Source organism: Pseudomonas sp. S2_C11, from assembly GCF_054668395.1.
The window spans coordinates 2,850,849-2,869,940 of the sequence record NZ_CP162765.1 but is presented as its reverse complement, the minus strand read 5'-3'; the positions used below and the strand labels follow the sequence as shown (position 1 = coordinate 2,869,940).

16 protein-coding genes are annotated in these 19,092 nt (G+C 61.1%); 8 read left to right on the top strand and 8 right to left on the bottom strand.

Going from position 1 to position 19,092, the window contains the following annotated elements; genetic code table 11:
• Positions 1-69: 69 nt before the first annotated feature.
• A complete protein-coding gene (locus tag AB4N48_RS12875) occupies positions 70-1,038 on the top strand; it encodes an oxidoreductase (protein WP_460093561.1) in 969 nt (322 codons plus the stop codon).
• A 182-nt stretch (positions 1,039-1,220) separates the two neighbouring features.
• Here the strand turns inward: AB4N48_RS12875 and AB4N48_RS12870 are convergent, their stop codons facing one another.
• Positions 1,221-2,096, bottom strand: coding sequence for a LysR family transcriptional regulator (locus AB4N48_RS12870; protein WP_431078520.1), 876 nt, complete (start codon positions 2,094-2,096; stop codon positions 1,221-1,223).
• Between the two features lie 98 nt (positions 2,097-2,194).
• On the opposite strand from AB4N48_RS12870, the gene AB4N48_RS12865 reads away from it, so the two are divergent.
• Both AB4N48_RS12865 and dctA read left to right on the top strand, forming a co-directional pair.
• Positions 2,195-3,364, top strand: coding sequence for a mandelate racemase/muconate lactonizing enzyme family protein (locus tag AB4N48_RS12865; RefSeq protein ID WP_056784884.1), 1,170 nt, complete (start codon positions 2,195-2,197; stop codon positions 3,362-3,364).
• Between the two features lie 102 nt (positions 3,365-3,466).
• The gene (gene dctA, locus AB4N48_RS12860) at positions 3,467-4,774 is read left to right on the top strand and encodes a C4-dicarboxylate transporter DctA (RefSeq protein WP_056784889.1); all 1,308 of its coding nucleotides are present in this window, start codon (positions 3,467-3,469) and stop codon (positions 4,772-4,774) included.
• 338 nt (positions 4,775-5,112) lie between these two features.
• Here dctA and AB4N48_RS12855 read toward each other — a convergent pair whose 3' ends face one another.
• Positions 5,113-6,057, bottom strand: coding sequence for a LysR family transcriptional regulator (locus AB4N48_RS12855; protein WP_256808770.1), 945 nt, complete (start codon positions 6,055-6,057; stop codon positions 5,113-5,115).
• Between the two features lie 119 nt (positions 6,058-6,176).
• On the opposite strand from AB4N48_RS12855, the gene AB4N48_RS12850 reads away from it, so the two are divergent.
• A complete protein-coding gene (locus AB4N48_RS12850) occupies positions 6,177-6,917 on the top strand; it encodes an SDR family oxidoreductase (protein ID WP_056784894.1) in 741 nt (246 codons plus the stop codon).
• A gap of 28 nt (positions 6,918-6,945) precedes the next feature.
• On the top strand, positions 6,946-8,028 hold the full coding sequence (locus AB4N48_RS12845) for an alkene reductase (protein ID WP_150635635.1): 1,083 nt from the start codon (positions 6,946-6,948) through the stop codon (positions 8,026-8,028).
• Positions 8,029-8,196: 168 nt separating this feature from the next.
• Here AB4N48_RS12845 and AB4N48_RS12840 read toward each other — a convergent pair whose 3' ends face one another.
• The 4 genes from AB4N48_RS12840 to xylA form a co-directional block, all read right to left on the bottom strand.
• Positions 8,197-9,333, bottom strand: coding sequence for a sugar ABC transporter permease (locus AB4N48_RS12840; RefSeq protein ID WP_076563313.1), 1,137 nt, complete (start codon positions 9,331-9,333; stop codon positions 8,197-8,199).
• Positions 9,334-10,890: a D-xylose ABC transporter ATP-binding protein gene (xylG, locus tag AB4N48_RS12835; RefSeq protein ID WP_039758957.1), complete on the bottom strand. Its 1,557-nt coding sequence runs from the start codon at positions 10,888-10,890 to the stop codon at positions 9,334-9,336.
• A gap of 157 nt (positions 10,891-11,047) precedes the next feature.
• The gene (gene xylF, locus AB4N48_RS12830) at positions 11,048-12,049 is read right to left on the bottom strand and encodes a D-xylose ABC transporter substrate-binding protein (protein ID WP_016774327.1); all 1,002 of its coding nucleotides are present in this window, start codon (positions 12,047-12,049) and stop codon (positions 11,048-11,050) included.
• 147 nt (positions 12,050-12,196) lie between these two features.
• The gene (gene xylA / locus AB4N48_RS12825) at positions 12,197-13,513 is read right to left on the bottom strand and encodes a xylose isomerase (RefSeq protein WP_110599155.1); all 1,317 of its coding nucleotides are present in this window, start codon (positions 13,511-13,513) and stop codon (positions 12,197-12,199) included.
• A gap of 289 nt (positions 13,514-13,802) precedes the next feature.
• Between xylA and AB4N48_RS12820 the strand changes: the two genes are divergently transcribed.
• The gene (locus AB4N48_RS12820; protein WP_016774329.1) at positions 13,803-14,978 is read left to right on the top strand and encodes a XylR family transcriptional regulator; all 1,176 of its coding nucleotides are present in this window, start codon (positions 13,803-13,805) and stop codon (positions 14,976-14,978) included.
• 12 nt (positions 14,979-14,990) lie between these two features.
• Here AB4N48_RS12820 and AB4N48_RS12815 read toward each other — a convergent pair whose 3' ends face one another.
• Positions 14,991-16,157, bottom strand: a complete 1,167-nt coding sequence (locus tag AB4N48_RS12815) for an MFS transporter (protein ID WP_041480537.1) — start codon at positions 16,155-16,157, stop codon at positions 14,991-14,993.
• A 95-nt stretch (positions 16,158-16,252) separates the two neighbouring features.
• Here AB4N48_RS12815 and AB4N48_RS12810 point away from each other — a divergent pair, with 95 nt between their 5' ends.
• On the top strand, positions 16,253-17,146 hold the full coding sequence (locus AB4N48_RS12810) for a LysR family transcriptional regulator (RefSeq protein WP_095179644.1): 894 nt from the start codon (positions 16,253-16,255) through the stop codon (positions 17,144-17,146).
• Between the two features lie 48 nt (positions 17,147-17,194).
• Here the strand turns inward: AB4N48_RS12810 and AB4N48_RS12805 are convergent, their stop codons facing one another.
• Positions 17,195-17,971 carry an SDR family oxidoreductase gene (locus tag AB4N48_RS12805; protein ID WP_457263475.1) on the bottom strand — a complete coding sequence of 259 codons (777 nt, stop codon included), beginning with the start codon at positions 17,969-17,971 and terminating at the stop codon, positions 17,195-17,197.
• Positions 17,972-18,179: 208 nt separating this feature from the next.
• Between AB4N48_RS12805 and AB4N48_RS12800 the strand changes: the two genes are divergently transcribed.
• Complete coding sequence (locus AB4N48_RS12800; RefSeq protein ID WP_460093556.1) at positions 18,180-19,079, top strand: LysR family transcriptional regulator; 900 nt, start codon at positions 18,180-18,182, stop codon at positions 19,077-19,079.
• Positions 19,080-19,092 lie beyond the last annotated feature (13 nt).

Sequence of the window (19,092 nt, the reverse complement as noted above, 5' to 3'; positions counted from 1 at the left end):
CAGACTGGTTCGTCCGCAAAGCTTAGCCAAGAATGAAGACCTTCGATAGCTCACTCAGGATTAACGCTCATGGCTACGCTCCAACAACCTGTGCAATCACCGTTCAACGCCGCCAGCACAGCGGCTGAAGTCATGGCCGGCATCAATCTGCGCGGGCAACTCGCAGTGGTGACCGGCGGCTATTCCGGCCTGGGTCTGCTGACGGTGAAAAGCCTCGCGGCGGCAGGAGCGCAGGTCATTGTGCCGGCCAGAGATACGGAGCGGGCAGAGGTGGCATTGGCGGGTGTTGACGGTGTCCGCGTGCTGCCCATGGACCTCATGCAGGCTGAATCGGTGGCGGCGTTCAGCCACAGCGTGGTCAGCGCGGGTCAGCCAGTGTCATTGCTGATCAACTGCGCCGGAGTCATGGCCGCGCCGTTGCTGCGCGATGCCGATGGCCATGAAAGCCAGTTCGCGACCAATCACTTGGGCCACTATCGCCTGACCTGCGGCCTCTGGCCCGCGCTGGTCAAGGCTGGGCAGGCGCGGGTGTTGTCAGTGTCCTCGCGCGGGCATCAGATTGCCGGGATCGACTTTGACGACATTGATTTCCTGCAACGGCCGTATGACAAATGGGCCGCGTATGGTCAGTCAAAAACAGCCAATGCCTTGTTTGCCATCGCGCTGGATCGGCGCGGACGCAGTCATGGCGTTCGTGCGTTCTCATTGCATCCGGGGCAGATTCTGACGGATCTGACACGGCACTTGAGCACGGCGGAACTCGCCGCATTCGACGCCCTGGATGAACACGGTCGACCACGGTTGGATGCCCACAACGGTCTGAAAACGCTGGAGCAGGGCGCCGCGACGGGATTGTGGTGTGCGACCAGTGCATTGCTTGCGGATTTGGGTGGCGTGTATTGCGAAGACTGCAATGTTGCGCCGATCAATCAACCTGAAGCGGGCCGCAAGGGCGTTGCGCAATGGGCGGCGGATGCTGAGCTGGCTGAGCGACTTTGGGCGGTGTCGGAGCAATGGACGGGGCTCACGGTGGCATAAATCGAGTCAAAGGCCAAAAGCCCCTCACCCTAACCCTCTCCCGGGGGGAGAGGGGACTGACCGAGGTGTTTAGTAGAAATTCGCCGACCTGAAATACCAAGTCGAACTCAGTTCTTGAACAGCGCCCAGATCGGCTCCCTCTCCCTCGGGAGAGGGCTGGGGTGAGGGGCTGCTCGATAGAGTTACTCTCCCAGCTTCGCCCAGAATTCCTCCGCCGAAGGGCTGATCGGTGCGGTCGGGCGAGTCAGGTGTATTTCCAGTGGAATGTCCCAACTGTCATCCAGCGCCCTGACCAGACGCCCGTCGGCCATTTCCTGTTCGGTCAGGCTTTTCGGCAGCCAGGCGACGCCTTTGCTTTCCAGCGCCATCGACATCAGCACTGCCGCCAGATGGCTGCTGAACAGCGGTTTCAAATGCAGATAATCGGCCTTGCCGTGCAGTCTGTGGGCGACGATTCGGCCCAGGCCGGATTCGTGGGTGTAGGCCAGATAGGGCAGGGTTTCAGGCGATGTGTCGAACTGGGCTGAAGCACTCGCCAGCGGCACAAGTACGTCCTCGCCGACCTTCTTGCCAATGAACTGATCAGGCGCCAGTAATGGCGGAACGTCGGGGTGGCGATGGCACAACAGAAATTGCACCTGACCATGAATCAGCATCTGTTCGCACACGGCCATGCTGTCGGAATGCAGGCGAACCGCGTCGATCGGCGCGCCACTTTCGGCGCTGCGCAACCAGCGTGGGAAGAAGGTGAATGACAGCGAGTGAGTGGCAGCAAACTGCAAGGTTTTCGCCGCCATGCCAGCCACTTCCTGAGCCTCGGAGCGCATGCGGTACAGGCGTCTGGCCGCTTCCTGAGCGCTGGGCAAAATCTGCCTGCCGGCCTCGGTCAGCGTCGCGCCTTGCGGGGTGCGCACGAACAGTTCTACGCCCATCCAGTTCTCCAGCGAACGCACTCGGCGACTGAACGCCGGTTGCGTCACATGGCGCGCTTCAGCGGCCCGGACAAAGCTGCCGTACTCGGCCAGCGCGGAAAAATCCTCAAGCCAAACCAGTTCCAAGGGCAATGCCTCCTGTGCATAGGGCGCGGCATTAATAGCATTGGGCGGGTGTCGTCGCAAAGCATAACGTTGGGCCACCACAACAAGAGGAACCCGTCATGCGTATCGTTGATATCCGTGAAAAAACCGTCTCCATCGCTTCTCCGATTGCCAACGCCTACATCGACTTTTCGAAGATGACCTGCTCGGTCGTCGCCGTGATTACCGACGTGATCCGCGACGGCAAACCGGTTATCGGTTACGGCTTCAACTCCAATGGTCGCTACGGCCAGGGCGCGTTGATGCGCGATCGCTTTCTGGCGCGGATCACCGAAGCCGACCCGGAAACCCTGATCGATCATGAGAACAATAACCTCGATCCGTTCGCCATCTGGAAAACCCTGATGACCAACGAAAAACCGGGCGGGCATGGCGAGCGTTCGGTAGCGGTCGGCACCATCGATATGGCGGTGTGGGACGCGGTGGCGAAGATCGAAGGCAAGCCGCTGTATCGCCTGCTTGCCGATCGTTATCGCAACGGTGTGGCCGATGACAAAGTCTGGGTGTACGCGGCGGGTGGCTATTACTACCCGGGCAAGGACCAGAGCAAACTCAAGGCCGAAATGCAGAGCTATCTGGATCGTGGCTACGACGTGGTCAAGATGAAGATCGGCGCGGTGCCGCTGGACGAAGATATCCGCCGCATTGAGGCGGTGCTCGAAGTGGTGGGCGACGGCCAGCGCCTGGCGGTCGATGCCAACGGCCGCTTCGATCTGCAGACCGGTATCGCCTACGCCGAAGCGATCAAAAAGTACAACCTGTTCTGGTACGAAGAAGTCGGCGACCCGCTGGATTATGCGCTCCAGGCCGAGCTGGCCAATCACTACGAACTGCCGATGGCCACCGGCGAAAACCTCTTCTCCCATCAGGACGCCCGCAACCTGTTGCGCCACGGCGGCATGCGCCCTGACCGCGATTACCTGCAATTCGACTGTGCGCTGTCCTACGGTCTCGTCGAGTACATGCGCACCCTGAAAGTGATGGAAGAGCTGGGTTGGTCTTCGCGCCGCGTGGTGCCACATGGCGGTCACCAGATGTCGCTGAACATCGCCGCTGGTCTGCACCTGGGCGGCAACGAATCGTACCCGGACGTGTTCCAGCCCTTCGGCGGGTTTGCCGATGGCATCCGCGTAGAAAACGGCTACGTCGGGCTGCCGGAAATTCCGGGCGTCGGCTTCGAAGCCAAATCTGCGCTCTATGCCGTCATGCGCGAACTGGGCGAGGGCTGATTCGGTTTTATCTGCGGCCTCGATTTCCGAGGCCGCACCTTCAGGCGTCATCCTCGACGCCAAAGCCACATGCCCACCACAACAATAAAATGAGGTGCTTCCGTGGAAACTTCAAAATCACGCTGGTACAGCCAGCTCTATGTGCAAGTGCTGATTGGCATCGTCATCGGCGCTGCCATCGGATACTTCGTGCCGGACATCGGCGCCAAGCTGCAGCCGTTTGCCGACGGTTTCATCAAACTGATCAAGATGCTCCTGGCGCCGATCATTTTCGGCACGGTAGTGGTCGGTATCGCCAAGATGGGCAGCATCAAGGAGGTCGGCCGCATCGGTGTGAAAGCGCTGATCTACTTCGAGATTCTTTCCACCATCGCTCTGGTGGTCGGCCTGATCGTAGTCAACGTGGTCAAGCCCGGTGCCGGCATGAACATCAACGCCGGTACCCTCGATGGCAGCGCTGTCTACAAATACAGCCAGGCGGCGAGCGAGCAGGGCGGTCTGGTCGAATTCTTCCTCAATATCATCCCCCATACCTTCCTCGGCGCCTTCTCCAACGGCGTGATGCTGCAGGTGATTCTGTTGTCGGTGCTGATGGGCGTCGCCTTGGTGCAAATGGGCGAAACCAGCAAACCGCTGATCAACACCATCGACCTGTTCCTGCAAGGCCTGTTCAAAATCGTCGCGATGGTCATGCGTCTGGCGCCGTTGGGCGCGGGGGCTGGCATGGCATTCACCATCGGCAAATACGGCATCGGCACTCTGCTGTCGCTGGGGCAGTTGCTGGTCGCGCTGTACATCACCACGCTGATCTTCATCGTCGTGGTACTGGGCGCGGTGGCGCGATGGTCGGGCATGCCGCTGATGCAGTTTCTGCGTTATTTCAAGGATGAAATCCTGATCACGCTGGGCACCTGTTCGACCGAAGCGGTGCTGCCGCGAATGATGGTCAAACTGGAAAAGCTCGGCTGCAAGAAATCCGTGGTCGGCATGGTCCTGCCGACGGGCTACACTTTCAACGCAGACGGCACCTGCATCTACCTGACCATGGCGGCGATTTTCATTGCCCAGGCGACCAACACGCCGCTGACCTTCATGGACCAGATGATTCTGCTCGGCGTGTTCCTGCTGACCTCCAAGGGCTCGGCCGGTGTGGCGGGGGCAGGATTCGTGACCTTGGCGGCCACGCTCACCACCATTCACTCGATACCTCTGGTGGGCCTGGTGTTGCTGTTGGGCATCGACCGCTTCCTCAACGAGGCGCGAGCGGTGACCAACCTGATCGGCAACGGCATTGGCACCATTGCCATTGCCAAGTGGGACAAGTCGTTCGATGTCGAAGCGTGCGAGCGGGAAATCGCCGCCATGAAGCAGGACAAGGCAGCGCGCAAGTCGCTGCTTGTGCATAAGTGATTCGGGCAACGTGAGCGCTTGATTGGCCTGCCGACGCGTACAGGTTTCAAGTCAGTTCAAAGGTTATGGACTGGGGGCGGGACGATGAAAATTGGCGCACTGACGAAAACCAGTCGGTGCTGGCACGCCACCAATCCCCAGCCATGCCAAAAAACCTGTGGGAGCGAGCTTGCTCGCGAAGGGGCCAGAGCGGTCAACACGGATGGCGACCGGCAGAGCGCTTTCGCGAGCAAGCCCGTTTCCACAGTAGGTTGCGCGATTGCTGTCACAACAGTTGGCGATGTTCTTTCGCACCGGACAGTACAAGCAGTGGATTGCAAAACGTTCGCTATGAACCGTCAGGCCGGACCTGAACCCTCTACGTACGTCTGGATGACCTCATCCCAAGGCGGCGTTGCAGGGAACAACTCAAGCAAAAACGCCGTGAACGCTTTGACATTCGGGCTACCGCGACGGCTCTCCGGCCACAACGCGGTAATGGCGAAGCGTTCGACGGTGAACTGTGGCAGCACCGGGACCAGTTCGCCCCGACGAACATACGCCGCCGCTACGTAGTGCGGCGAAATACCGATGCCGCCGCCGGCAGCCAGCACCGCCGCGACCGCATCGCTGGCATCAACGGTGAAGGCCGCGTCGGGTGCCAGTTCCAACTGTCTGTCACCGGCTAGATACGGCCAGCGCAAACTCTGCCCGGTGCTTTGATAGCGGAAATTCACGCACTCATGCTCGGCGAGATCCTCGGCCGTAAGCGGAGTACCCTTGCGCTGCAGATAGTCCGGTGATGCGAACGCACCGATTCGATGCGGGCCCAGCGGGCGAGAAATCAGTCGCGAATCCGCAAGATTGCCAACCCGAACCGCGACGTCGATGCCTTGTTCGATGAGGTCGGCATACTGATCGCCGAGTCGTAGATCGATCGTCACCTTTGGATATTGCTCGCGAAATCTCGGCAGGGCCGGCGCGAGGATATTCAGTCCAATCGGCAACGGCGCGGTGACCTTCAATACGCCCGATGGCTCAGCGCGTGAAGCAACGGCGGCCTGATCGATGTCTTCGACTTCGCGCAGAATCCGCAGCGCCCGTTCGTATAGATCACGGCCCTCCGGGGTGAGTACCAGCGAGCGCGTGGTGCGAGTAAACAGCATCAGGCCGAAATGCTCTTCGAGCCGTTGCACGCTTTTGCTGATGGCCGACGGCGACACCGACAGTGCCCGAGCGGCAGCCGTGTAGCTGCCCAGCGAAGCCGCTCGTGCAAAGGCGATGAGCCCGGTTAAACGATCCAATCCAATTTGTGCCTTCATGGCACTAGTAAAGCGACTTCTGGCCCAATTATCAATGTGGCTTCCAAAACGTAGTCTTTGCCCATCGAACGCCATTCAGGTGTTCCAGATGGAGACTCAGCATGAACATCAGCCAAACCCTGCCTTCCACACTCACCGACAAAACCGTGGTCATTTTCGGCGGCACCTCCGGCATCGGCCTGGCCGCTGCGGTGCAAGCGAAAGCCGCTGGCGCCAAGGTCATCGTCATCGGCTCGAACGCTGCACGTGCCGAGCAGGCCGCCAGCGAGCACGGGCTCGATGGCTGGCGCGCGGCCGACGTGACCGATAGCCAGGCTCTCGATACTGCACTGGCCGATATCCTTCAGGTCGATCACCTCGTTCTGCTCGCCGGCACGTTTGTCGCTGGCACCGTGCGCGCGGCTGATCTCGATTATCTGCACCGCGCGTTCGACGAACGCATCTGGGCATCGATCAATGCGATTCGGGTCCTTGGCGACAGGCTGGCAAAAGACGGCTCGATCACGTTTATCTCCGGTTCTCTCGCTGATCGCCCGAATGCCTACGGCACCGCCGTACTCGCCGCCGCCTCGGCAGCCATGGAAGCACTGGCTCGCGGTCTGGCCCTTGAGTTGGCACCGGTGCGAGTCAACACGCTTTCGCCCGGCCCGATCAACACCCCGATTCTGGGCAAGGCACTGGGCGAGGGGCGGGATGCATTTGTCGCTTCTCTTGAGCAGGTGCTGCCCCTGCATCGCCTCGGCACAGCTGCAGAAGCGGGCGCGGCAGTGGTTTTCCTGATGAGCAACACCTTCATGAACGGCGCCGTGCTCAACATCGACGGCGGCGCACGCCTGGTTTGATCCTGCCCACCTTTTTGAGAGCCTGAACATGACATCGTTATTTGATTCCGTGCGCCTCGGCGCGCTCGATTTGCCCAACCGCATCCTGATGGCACCGATGACCCGCGCGCGCGGCACTCGCGAGCACGTCCCGACCGAGATGATGGTCGAGTATTACCGCCAGCGCGCCAGTGCCGGCCTGATCATTTCCGAAGCGATCGGCATCAGCCAGCAAGGTCTGGGCTGGCCGTATGCGACAGGCATTTGGTCGGCCGAACAGGTCGCCGGCTGGCGCAAGGTCACCGATGCCGTGCATGGCGCTGGCGGCCGGATCATCGCGCAGCTCTGGCACATGGGCCGGGTCGTGCACCCGAGTTTCCTTGGCGGCGGCCAGCCGGTTTCCGCATCGGTCACCACCGCGCCGGGACAGGCGCATACGTACGCCGGCAAGCAGCCGTATACACCGGCGCGTGCGTTGCCGCTGGAAGAAATTCCCGCACTGCTGGAAGACTTTCGTCAGGCCACTCGCAACGCAATCGAGGCGGGTTTCGATGGCGTGCAGATCCACGCCGCCAACGGCTATCTGCTCGACCAGTTCCTGCGCGACAGCGACAATTTTCGCACCGATGCGTACGGCGGCTCGATCAACAACCGTATCCGCTTGCTCAAGGAAGTGACCGAGGCGGTGGCCGAAGTCATCGGCGCCGACCGCACTGGCGTGCGCTTGACTCCAAGCAGCTACGAGCAGGGCATCCGCGACAGCGATCCCGAAGCGCTGTTCATCCGCGCCGCCGAAGTGCTGTCAGCGATTGGCATCGCTCATCTGGAAGTCCGCGAACCACCGCTGGACGGCACCTTCGGCAAGTCCGAACGCCCGCCACTGGCCGGGATGATTCGCGACGTGTTCAAAGGCGTGCTGATCCTCAATTCGGACTACGGTTTCGCCAGGGCACAAGCGCAACTGGATGCCGGGCTCGCCGATGCGATTGCGTTTGGACGGCCGTTTATAGCCAATCCGGATCTGCCGCTGAGATTCGCTCGGCAGTTGCCATTGGCGGAAAGCGAAATGAGCACTTGGTTCAGCCAGGGTTGGGAAGGGTATGGGGATTATCCGGCGGTGGATGGCGTTTGAATGTAGCGTCGGTGCCAGCCGCCGTGGCAGTGGATGCCCTGACGGGCTGGCCAGAACCCGGAAAAGCACGCTTAAGCCAGTCGCAAGAGACGGTGCACGCCGTTGATAGGAAAAAGTGAGGCCTGTGATCAGGCCTCATTTGCGTTTTACCAACTCACCTGCAACGTTTCAACGCCGCGCCGTGCGCGTACTCACATCCACCCAGACCGCCAGCACCAGAATGCTGCCCTTGACGATCATCTGCCAGTAGCTATCCACGTCGAGCATCGACATGCCGTTATCCAGGCTGGTGATCACCAGTGCGCCGAGGAGGGCGCCGTAGACGGTGCCGGAGCCGCCGCGCATGGAGGTGCCGCCGATGAAGCAGGCGGCGATGGCGTCGAGTTCGCCCATGCTGCCGGCGGACGGTGAGCCGGCGGCGAGGCGTGCGGTGTTGACCACGCCGGCGAGGGCGCACATCACGCCCATGATGCCGAAGATCCATAGCTTGACCGCCTGCACATTGATGCCCGACAGGCGCGTGGCTTCCATGTTGCTGCCGACCGAATAGACCCGGCGGCCGAACACGGTCTGGCTGGTGACGTAGCTGAACACGCCGAGCAGAATCAGCAACAGCAGCACCGGCACGGGAATACCGTCATAACTGTTGAGGGTCTGAACAAAACCCGCCAGCACCGCGCCGATCACCAGCACGCGCACAACATCACGCACCAGCGAATGCGCCGCCAGGCCATGCAGGGCGCGGTTGCGTCGTTGTTTCCAGGTCAGAAAAACCGTCAGCACAAACAGCAGCACACCCAGGCCGGTGCCGATCGCGTGGGGCAGATAACCCTGGCCGACGTAGACCAGCTCCGGCGATACCGGGGCGATGGTGGTGCCGCCGGTGATCCCCAGCAAAATCCCGCGAAACGCCAACATGCCACCGAGGCCGACAATGAATGAGGGGATGCGCAAGTACGCCGCCATGTAGCCGTTGGCAAGCCCGATGACCAGACCGCACAGGGCGACCAGACTCAGATTCGCCAGCAGCGGAATGTGATAGACCACGTCGAGTATCGCCGCGAGGCCGCCGAGCAGGCCGAGCAATGAGCCCACCGACAAATCGATCTCGCCACTGATGATCACCAGCACCATGCCGCAGGCGAGGATTCCGGTGATCGACATCTGCCGCAGCAGGTTGGAAAGATTGCGCGGGGTGAGGAAACCGCCTTCGGTCTGCCAGCTGAAGAACAGCCAGATCAGCACCACGGCAAATACCAGCGCGAGCATCTTGTAGCGGGTGAACAGTTGTTTGACCTGATTCATTTACGCGGTTTTCCGATCATTATTGTTATGGCTGCCCGGCTGGCTGAGGGCGGCGGCGAGTACCTGTTCCTGGGTCAGCTCATGGTTGACGAAGTCACCACGCAACTGGCCTTCGCCGATCACCAGCACGCGGTCGGAGACGCCGAGCACTTCGGCCAGTTCCGACGAAACCATGATGATCGACACGCCTTCGGCGGCCAGCGCGCCCATCAATTTGTAGATCTCGTACTTGGCGCCGACGTCCACGCCTCGGGTCGGCTCGTCGAGAATCAGTACGCGCGGTTTGGCCAGCAGCATTTTCGCCAGCACGGCTTTCTGCTGATTGCCGCCCGACAGGCTGGTGATCGGCAGGGACGGACTTGCGGTCTTCAGATGCAGACGGGAGATTTCCCGGTCGATGCAGCCCAGCTCGGCTTCGGCATCGATGCGGGTCATTTTCGAATAGCTCTCGAGCACGGCGAGGGTGATGTTCTGGCCCACGCCGAGGTCGGGAATGATGCCTTGGCGCTTGCGATCTTCAGGCACCAGGCACAGGCCGGCGCGGATCGCTTTCAGCGGCGTGCGCGTGTCGATCGGCTGGCCGTCCAGCCAGACTTCGCCCTCGTGGCGGCCGGGGTAAGCGCCGAACAATGCGGTGACCAGTTCGGTGCGGCCGGCTCCGACCAGCCCGGCAATGCCGAGAATCTCGCCGCGCTTGAGGCTGAAGGAAATGTCGTCGACCCGTTTGCGCTTTGGGTTGTCGACGTCGTAGCAAGTAATGTGGCGCGCTTCGAAAATCACCTCGCCAATCTCGTGCGGCTCGCTGGGATAAAGGTTGCTCATTTCGCGCCCGACCATCTGCGTGATGATCTGCGGAATATCCATGTCAGCCATGGCGGTGGTGGCGATGTGTTTGCCGTCGCGGATCACCGAAATGGTGTCGCACACGGCGGCGACTTCATCGAGTTTGTGCGAGATGTAGACGCAGGCGACGCCCTTGGCTTTGAGGTCGCGGATGATGTCCAGCAGCACTTCGATTTCCGAGCGGCTCAGGGCTGAGGAGGGTTCGTCGAGAATCAGCAGGCGCGCCTGTTTGTTCAGGGCCTTGGCGATTTCCACCAGTTGCTGATAGCCGCCGCCGTACTGCGAAACCGGCAGCGAAACATTCATGTCCGGCACCTTCAATTCACGCATCAAGGCTTCGGCGCGGTGGATCATCGCCGGGTAGTTCATGCGTCCGCCGGGCAGCGTCAGCTCATGGCCCATGAAGATGTTTTCGGCGACCGACAGGTCGGGAACCAACGTCAATTCCTGATGGATGATGACGATGCCGGCGGCCTCGGTTTCGCTGATCGATTGCGCCCGGAGCGGTTGCCCGTCCCAGAGGATTTCACCGTCCCAGGTGCCATGGGGATAGACCGCCGAGAGGATCTTCATCAGCGTCGACTTGCCGGCACCATTCTCGCCGCACAGGCCCACGCATTCACCGGGCCGGACCTTGATGTCGATGCCGTTGAGCGCTTTGACACCGCCGAAGGTTTTGACGATGCCGTTCATTTGCAGCAGATAGTCGGACATGGAAAAGGCTCGTATACCAGGGACTCAAACACCACTGAACCTGTGTGGGAGCGAGCCTGCTCGCGAAGGGGCCTTTTCAGCCAGAGCTGTACTGACTGACACTCCGCTTTCGCGAGCAGGCTCGCTCCCACAGGTCTGATCAAGATTTACGACCGGATCACTGCCCGGCAATCTGCGCCTTGGTGTAGAAACCATCCTGTTCGAGCAAGTCGATGTTGTCCTTGGTCAACGGCGTTGGCGTGAGCAGGATGGTGTCGACTTTCTTGCTGCCGTTGTCGTACTGCGAGGTGTAGGCCGGTTTTTCGTTGCGTGCCAGTTGCACCGAGAGCTTGGCCGCTTCGGAGGCGATGAGTTTCAGCGGTTTGTACACGGTCATGGTTTGCGTGCCGGCGATTACGCGTTTGACCGCTGCGAGGTCAGCGTCCTGACCGGAAATCGGCACCTTGCCGGCCAGTTGCTGCGCGGCCAATGCCTGGATGGCGCCGCCAGCGGTGGCGTCGTTGGAGGCGACGATGCCGTCGATTTTATTGTTGTTACGGGTCAGGGCGTTTTCGACGATGCTCAGCGCTTCGGTCGGGTTCCATTCCTTGACCCACTGCTGGCCGACGATCTTGATATCGCCCTTGTCGATGGCCGGTTGCAGCACCTTCATCTGGCCTTCACGGAGGATCTTGGCGTTGTTGTCGGTGGGCGCGCCACCGAGCAAGAAGTAATTGCCCTTGGGCGCCGCTTTCAGCACGCCGCCGGCCTGCATCTCGCCGACCTTTTCGTTATCGAAGGAGATATAGGCGTCGACATCGGCGTTGAGAATCAGCCGGTCGTAAGACACCACTTTGATCCCGGCTTTCTTCGCCTCGGCCACGGCGTTGGTCAGCACTGTCGCGTTGAACGGCACGATGACAATCACATCGACGCCGCGAGAGATAAGGTTTTCGATCTGCGAAATCTGCTTCTGCTCGTTGGCGTCCGCCGATTGCACGAAGACTTTGGCGTCCATTTTTTCCGCCGCCGCGACGAAGTAATCGCGGTCGCGCGACCAGCGTTCCAGACGCAGGTCATCAATGGAAAACCCGATTTTCGGGTGGGTAGCGTCAGCCATTACCGGCAGGGCCAACAACGCCAGGGCACTGGCCAACAGCGTACGTTTCAAGTTCTTCATGGTGGTGCGTCCTTTTATTTTTGTTGGAAAGACACGGCCTGACGATGAATCGGGCTGGTAGAACTGTAGAGAATCTGCCGACGCAGCAGGCACAGAATTGTCGTGCAATTGTCACAGCGTGGTTGCGTCGGCAGAGGGTCTCGGCGATCAGCGATAGAGATAGCGGTTGACGATGTTTTCGAGCATTTCCTGACGGCCACTGACGGCTTGCGGGTTCAGCTCGTTGGTGAACGCGTGCTCGGCCAGCGACTCAAGATTGAAGTCGCCCGCCATCACCGCTTGCCCGAACGGCTGACGCCAGCCGGCGTAGCGTTGATCCTTGAGCACTTGCAGTTGATCGTTCTCAACCATCGCGGCGGCGCGTTCCAGCGACAAGGCAAGAACGTCCATGGCGCCAACGTGACCGTGGAAAAGGTCGATCTCGTCGAGGCTCTGCCGGCGCACCTTGGAGTCGAAATTGAAGCCGCCATTCTTGAAACCGCCGGCCTTGAGGATTTCATAGGTCGCCAGGGTCATTTCTTCGACGCTGTTGGGGAACTGGTCGGTGTCCCAGCCGTTCTGCGGATCGCCACGGTTGGCATCGATGCTGCCGAAAATCCCCAGCGAGGCAGCCGTGGCGATTTCGTGATGGAAACTGTGACCGGCCAGGGTCGCGTGGTTGGCCTCGATGTTGACCTTGATTTCCTTTTCCAGGCCGTACTGCTGGAGAAAGCCGAATACCGTAGCGCTGTCGTAATCGTACTGGTGCTTGGTCGGCTCCTGCGGCTTGGGCTCGATCAACAGGTCACCGGTGAAACCGATCTTGTGCTTGTGCTCGACCACCATGCGCATGAAACGCCCGAGTTGTTCGCGCTCGCGTTTCAGATCGGTGTTGAGCAGGGTTTCGTAGCCTTCACGGCCACCCCACAACACGTAGTTGGAACCCTTGAGGCGATGGGTTGCGTTCATTGCGCTGAACACTTGCGCGGCGGCGCAGGCGAACACTTCCGGATCGGGATTACTCGCGGCACCGGCGGCAAAACGTGGGTTGCTGAAGCAGTTGGCGGTGCCCCAGAGCAGCTTGATGCCGCTTTGTTCCTGATGTTGTTCGAGGCGATCGACCATTTGTGCGAAGTGTTCGCGGTACTCCTTCAGCGAATTGCCTTCGGGGGCGACGTCCGTGTCGTGAAAGCAGTAGTAATCGATGCCCAGTTTGCTGAAGAACTCGAAGGCGGCTTGAGCCTTGCCGATAGCCAGTTCCATCGGCTCGCCGCTGCGTTGCCAGGGGCGTTTGAAGGTGCCGGCGCCGAACACATCGGAGCCCGGCCAGACGAAGGTGTGCCAGTAGCAGGCGGCCATGCGCAGGTGTTCGCGCATGGGTTTGCCGAGGATCAGTTTGTCGGCGTCGTAGTGACGAAAAGCGAGGGGCGAATCACTGTTCGGGCCTTCGTAGCGAACCGGCTCGATATTGGGGAAATACTGCATGGACCTTGTCCTTGTTGTTCTTGGCGGTGTCTCGATACTAGCAACGCCCCCCTGCCCGCTGATTATGAAAAGCCTCAACCGTGAGTGCGATTTTGCGTATTGAGCTTCAGCGCTCGCAGGCCTAGTCTGTGTCCATCGTCGCCGCAACATGGCGGCCCGGAACAGTACAAAAACAATTTGAGGCCGCTTTCGCGAGCAGGCTCGCTCCCACATTTGATTCGTGTCGTGCACAAAACCGTGTGGGAGCGAGCCTGCTCGCGAATGGCTTTACGCAAAATCCGGATACTGAATGAAAAGCCTACCGCCCGTGCACCGCATCGCCCTGTTGTTCAACGGCAGCAAGATCTACGACCGTGGAATCATCAGCGGCATCGGCAACTACCTGAGCAGCACCCGCGCTTCCTGGGACCTGTTTCTGGAAGAGGACTTTCTTTGCCGCTTGAAGGGCATCGAGCGTTGGCAGGGTGACGGCATCATTGCTGACTTCGACGATCCGCTGATCGGCGAGGCGCTGGCCGACATTCATTTGCCGGTGGTGGCGGTCGGCGGTTCTTACGAGGATGCTCGCGCTTATCCGAAAGCGATCCCCTACGTTGCCACTGATAACAACGCACTGATCACACTGGCTTATTCGCATCTGGTCGAGGCGGGGTTGCAGCGCTTTGCCTGTTTCAGCCTGCCGGAAGCGCAGGCCAATCGCTGGGCGCAGGAGCGGGAAAAAGCCTTTCGCAAACTGATGCAACGAGACGGCCTGCACGCCGAGATCTATCGCGGCATGGGCACCAGCGCGCCGCTGTGGGACAGCGCCGTCGAACAACTGATCGCCTGGCTGCACAGCCTGCCGAAACCGATCGGCATCATCGCCGTCAGCGACGCCCGCGCCCGCCAGTTGCTGCAAGCCTGCCTGACCGCCGGCATCGCCGTGCCGGAGCAGGTCGCGCTGATCGGCATCGACAACGACCCGCTGACCCGCAGCCTGACGCGTGTACCGCTGAGTTCGGTGATTCAGGGCACCGAAACCATGGGCCGCACCGCTGCGCAATTGCTGCACCAGATGCTCCACGGCATGCCGTCCACCGGCACGCAAATCCTGATTCCGCCTGATGCGGTCAATGTGCAGGTGTCGAGCCTGCACCAACCGCTGGGCAATCCCTACGTCATGCAAGCGCTGCTGTTCATCCGCCAATATGCCTGTCAGGGCATCAAGACCGCGCAAGTGGCGGCGTATGTCGGCGTGTCGCGCTCATCGCTGGAAGCGCATTTCCGCGCCGAGCGCGGTTGCAGCGTGCATGACGAGATTCTGCGTTTCAAACTGGCGGCGGCTACCAGCGGTTTGAAGAACACCGATGCTGCGATTGCCGACATTGCCCAGGCCTGCGGCTTCAAATCGGCGCAGTACCTGCACACGGTGTTCCGTCGCGAGTTCGGCTGCACGCCCCGCGAGTATCAGCAGGGCGGGGCGTAGCGCTGCGAAGACTTACGCCAGCGCAGCGGCACTGGCTCTGGAGCGCCAGGCGAACGTCAGCACCATCAGCAACCCCAGACCAGCCATCGCCGCGCCGGCCAGGGAAATCGCCGGATAACCCAGCCCGGCATTGATCACCGCGCCACCCAGCGCCGCGCCGATCGCGTTGCCGAAATTGAAGGCACCGATGTTCACCGCCGAAGCCAGATTCGGCGCGTCCTTGGCCGCTTCCATCACGCGCATTTGCAGCGGTGGCACCAGGGCGAAACTGGCGATACCCCAGATCAGAATGGCCACGGCGGCCGGCAGCGGCCAGCGCATCAGCACCGTGAACGCCAGCAACACCACAATCAATGCGCTCAGCGACACGATCAGGGTGCGGTCGATCGAACGGTCGGCAGCCTTGCCACCCCACATGTTGCCCAGCGTCAAACCGATTCCGAACAACACCAGCATGGCGGTGATGAACGCGGCGGAGGCATGGGTCTCGCTGCTGAGGATCGGCGCGATGTAGGTGAATACGGTGAACATCGCACTTGAGCCGACCACGGTCAGGGCCAGCGCGGCCAACACCGGACCGCGGCCCAATACCCGTATTTCTGCCAGCGCACCCGCGCCTTGCTCTGCTTTCAGATTGGGCAGGGCGAACCACAAGGCGATCATGGTCAGCACACCGAGGCCGGTAATGCCCCAGAACGCCGTGCGCCAGCCGAACAGCTCACCGAACCAGGCTGCCAGCGGCACACCGCCAATGGTCGCCAGGGTCAGGCCCATGAACATCGCCGCGACTGCGCCGGCGCGTTTTTCCGGCGCGACCACGCTGGCGGCGACCACAGAGCCCACTCCGAAGAATGCGCCGTGATTGAGCGAGGTGATCACTCGGGCGACCATCAGGCTGGAGTAATCGGTGGCCAGCGCCGACATCAGGTTACCCAGGGTGAAAATCGCCATCAGCCCGATCAGCAGATAGCGCCGGGGGATCTTGCCAGTGGTCAGGGTCATCAGCGGCGCGCCGAGCAGCACGCCCAAGGCGTAGGCACTGACCAGCAACCCCGCAGCGGGAATGGAAACGCCGAGATCGGCGGCGATGCCGGGCAACATGCCCATCGGCGCGAACTCGGTGACGCCGATGCCAAAGGCGCCGACAGCGAGTGCAACAAGTGGTGGATTGATACGCATGGAAAGTCTCCTCATCTATGCCGCCAATGCTACGATCCATGGTTTCCAGGCGGTAGATGGCGATTTTGGCAATCACCTTTGCGCAAGAGGCACGAATGGACTTCAACGGCAGGTCAGGGGAAATGAGCGTGTTCGTCACCGTGGCGCAGGAGGGCAGCCTCTCAGCTGCTGCGCGTGCGCTGGGGCTGACGCCTTCGGCGGTCAGTCGGATCATCGCCCGCGCCGAACAGCGACTCGGCACTCGTCTGTTGCTGCGCACCACCCGCGCGCTGACGTTTACCGCCGAGGGCGAAGCCTTTCTGCGCGGTGCCCGGCGGATTCTCGCCGACATGGATGAAGTGGAAGGGGCCATCACCGATCAAGGCGTACCCAAGGGCCGCTTGCGCGTCAGTGCCGCCCTTGGCCATGGACGGCTGACCATTGTGCCGCTGGTCGCAGCCTTCACCGCCCGTTACCCGAACATCGTGGTCGACCTCAGCCTTGGCGACGAAGTCGTTGACATCCTCGCCGGCCAGGCGGACGTCGCCATACGCTTCGGCCATCTGCCCGACAGCCCGTTGACCGCGCGCCGGCTCGGCCACACCGGCCAGGTGGTCGTGGCATCGCCCGACTATCTGGAACGTCATGGCACGCCTCAGCAACCCGAAGACCTGCTCAAGCACAACTGCCTGCGCTTCAACTTCCGCCGCGCCGAAGCCAACTGGCCGTTCATCCGCGACGGCAAGGAGTTCTCGCTGAAAGTCAGCGGCAACATCGAATGCAGCAGCGGCGAAGCACTGGCCCAGTTCGCCAGACTCGGCGCCGGAATTGCGCGGATTGGCGAGTTCACCGTCAGGGAAGACTTGCAGTGCGGCGCGCTGATCCCGCTGCTGCAAGCGTTCAACCCGGGCGATGAGGAACCGATTCATGCGGTGTTCGTCGGCGGCGCGGCGATGCCGGTGCGGGTGCGCTTGTTTGTGGATTTTTTGCTGGAGCAGCATCGGATGTAGACGTGCTGTGCGGATTCTGCGGGTCGTCCATGACCCGCAGACTGGCGGCTAAATGGTCGGGATGGTGCCGCCGTCGATCACAAATTCACTCCCGGTGATCGACGCTGCTCGCGGCGATGCCAGGAACCCGATCAGCTCAGCCACTTCAACTGGCGTCGACGGGCGGCCGAGCGGGATACCGCCCAGGGCCTGCATGATGATGTCTTTGCCACCTTGATAGTCAGTGCCTGCCTCCTGCGCGAGTCGCTCGGCGAATGCCACCGACGCTTCGGTTTCAACCCAGCCCGGCGATACCCGCACGACGCGAACCCCCTTGGGTGACACTTCTTTCGACAGGCTTTTGCTGTAGGTCGACAGCGCAGCCTTGGCCGCCGCGTACGCCGTCGTTGATTCCGGCAGTGGCAGCCGACTCTGGATGGATGTGACATGGATCACCACGCCATTACGACGCTCGAGCATGTCCGGCAGCAGGGCGCGATCAAGGCGCACCGCCGGCAGCAGATTCAGGTTGAGCTCGCGTTGCCACTGTTCCTCGTCCAGCGCTGCAAAACCACCACCGGGGGCCGACGAGCCACCCAGAACATGGATCACTATGTCGACGCCGCCCAGTTGCTGTTGGACCGCAGCGATGAGTGCGTCACAACCTTCCCGTGTCGAAAGATCAGCCGCAACCAGCAGTGCGCCCGGCATTTCGACCTCCACTTGCCGAGCCGAGGTGATGACCTTTGCGTCCTCGGCCAGGAACCACTCGACCACTGCTTTGCCGATTCCCTTGGTGCCGCCGGTGACGAGCACCCGCTTGCCAGTCAATCCTGAATTCAGCATGGCGAGATCTCCAGCGCGAGGAATTGATGGATTGCGTCGGAGATTTTTTTCTCGTCGGTGACCGTGAGATACGTTTGCACGACGTTGGAAAGTTGAAGGTTCATTGCCTGACTCCTGATTGATGGTCTGGAGTCATCTTGCTGCGCTGCAGATAGTTTGTTCAACTGGGACAAATCGTAATGACCCATCCCGGAAAACAGGACAATCCATGGCCCAGGATCGCTTAGCCCTTAATGAACTGGATGCCGTTATAGCGGTGGCACACAGGGGGTCGTTCCGCCAGGCTGCCATTGATCTCGACGTTTCGACCACCGCGCTGAGCAACACCATTGCGCAACTCGAAGCGCGCCTCGAATCGCGCCTGTTCAACCGCACCACCCGCAGCGTCGCCATCACCGAAGCGGGCAGGGTGTTTCTCGAGCAAGTGGGGCCAGCCTTGCACGACTTGCGCGCGGCACTGGATGCAGTGCGATCGCAGAATGCCGGACCCTCGGGAACGCTGCGCATCAATGCCTTCGCCAGCGCTGCGCGTTCGGCGCTGCTGCCACTGGTGATCGAGTTTTTGCAGCAGCATCCGAAAGTCCACATTGACCTTGTGACCGAAGGGCGCCTGGTGGATATCGTGGCTGACGGCTTCGATTTCGGCGTGCGCTCGGCAGGCCTGGTGCCCAACGATGTGATTGTGGTGCCAGTCGGCCCGCCGCAACGTTACGCGGTGGTCGGTTCGCCGGGGTATTTTGCACAACACGGCAAACCGCGCTCGCCGTCCGATCTGCCCGGGCATCGATGCATCCGCGTACGACTGCCGAACGGGGCGATTTTCCCTTGGTATTTCGAGCGCGACGGCGAAGTCATTCGTCTGGATGTGAACGGGCCGCTGACCCTGGATGAATCGAGCGTGGTCAAGGTGGCGGTGCAGGCGGATATGGGGCTGGGCTTTTTCATGGAGCAGGACGTTCGTGACGAAATCCGCAGCGGCGAGTTCGTGCAGGTACTCAAGGACTGGACCCCGCCCCGAGACAGGTTGTGCCTGTACTACCCGAACCGCCGCAATCCCTCTGCGGCCGCCAGGGCATTCATTGAGTTGGCGCGCGCCAGTCAGGCTTGACCCGGCACGGTAT

Coding starts and splice junctions, on each gene's coding strand:
- AB4N48_RS12875 (WP_460093561.1), top strand. CDS start 70: ATGGCTACGCTCCAACAACCTGTGCAATCACCGTTCAACGCCGCCAGC.
- AB4N48_RS12865 (WP_056784884.1), top strand. CDS start 2,195: ATGCGTATCGTTGATATCCGTGAAAAAACCGTCTCCATCGCTTCTCCG.
- AB4N48_RS12850 (WP_056784894.1), top strand. CDS start 6,177: ATGAACATCAGCCAAACCCTGCCTTCCACACTCACCGACAAAACCGTG.
- AB4N48_RS12845 (WP_150635635.1), top strand. CDS start 6,946: ATGACATCGTTATTTGATTCCGTGCGCCTCGGCGCGCTCGATTTGCCC.
- AB4N48_RS12840 (WP_076563313.1), bottom strand. CDS start 9,333: ATGAATCAGGTCAAACAACTGTTCACCCGCTACAAGATGCTCGCGCTG.
- xylG (WP_039758957.1), bottom strand. CDS start 10,890: ATGTCCGACTATCTGCTGCAAATGAACGGCATCGTCAAAACCTTCGGC.
- xylF (WP_016774327.1), bottom strand. CDS start 12,049: ATGAAGAACTTGAAACGTACGCTGTTGGCCAGTGCCCTGGCGTTGTTG.
- xylA (WP_110599155.1), bottom strand. CDS start 13,513: ATGCAGTATTTCCCCAATATCGAGCCGGTTCGCTACGAAGGCCCGAAC.
- AB4N48_RS12820 (WP_016774329.1), top strand. CDS start 13,803: ATGAAAAGCCTACCGCCCGTGCACCGCATCGCCCTGTTGTTCAACGGC.
- AB4N48_RS12815 (WP_041480537.1), bottom strand. CDS start 16,157: ATGCGTATCAATCCACCACTTGTTGCACTCGCTGTCGGCGCCTTTGGC.
- AB4N48_RS12810 (WP_095179644.1), top strand. CDS start 16,253: ATGGACTTCAACGGCAGGTCAGGGGAAATGAGCGTGTTCGTCACCGTG.
- AB4N48_RS12805 (WP_457263475.1), bottom strand. CDS start 17,971: ATGCTGAATTCAGGATTGACTGGCAAGCGGGTGCTCGTCACCGGCGGC.
- AB4N48_RS12800 (WP_460093556.1), top strand. CDS start 18,180: ATGGCCCAGGATCGCTTAGCCCTTAATGAACTGGATGCCGTTATAGCG.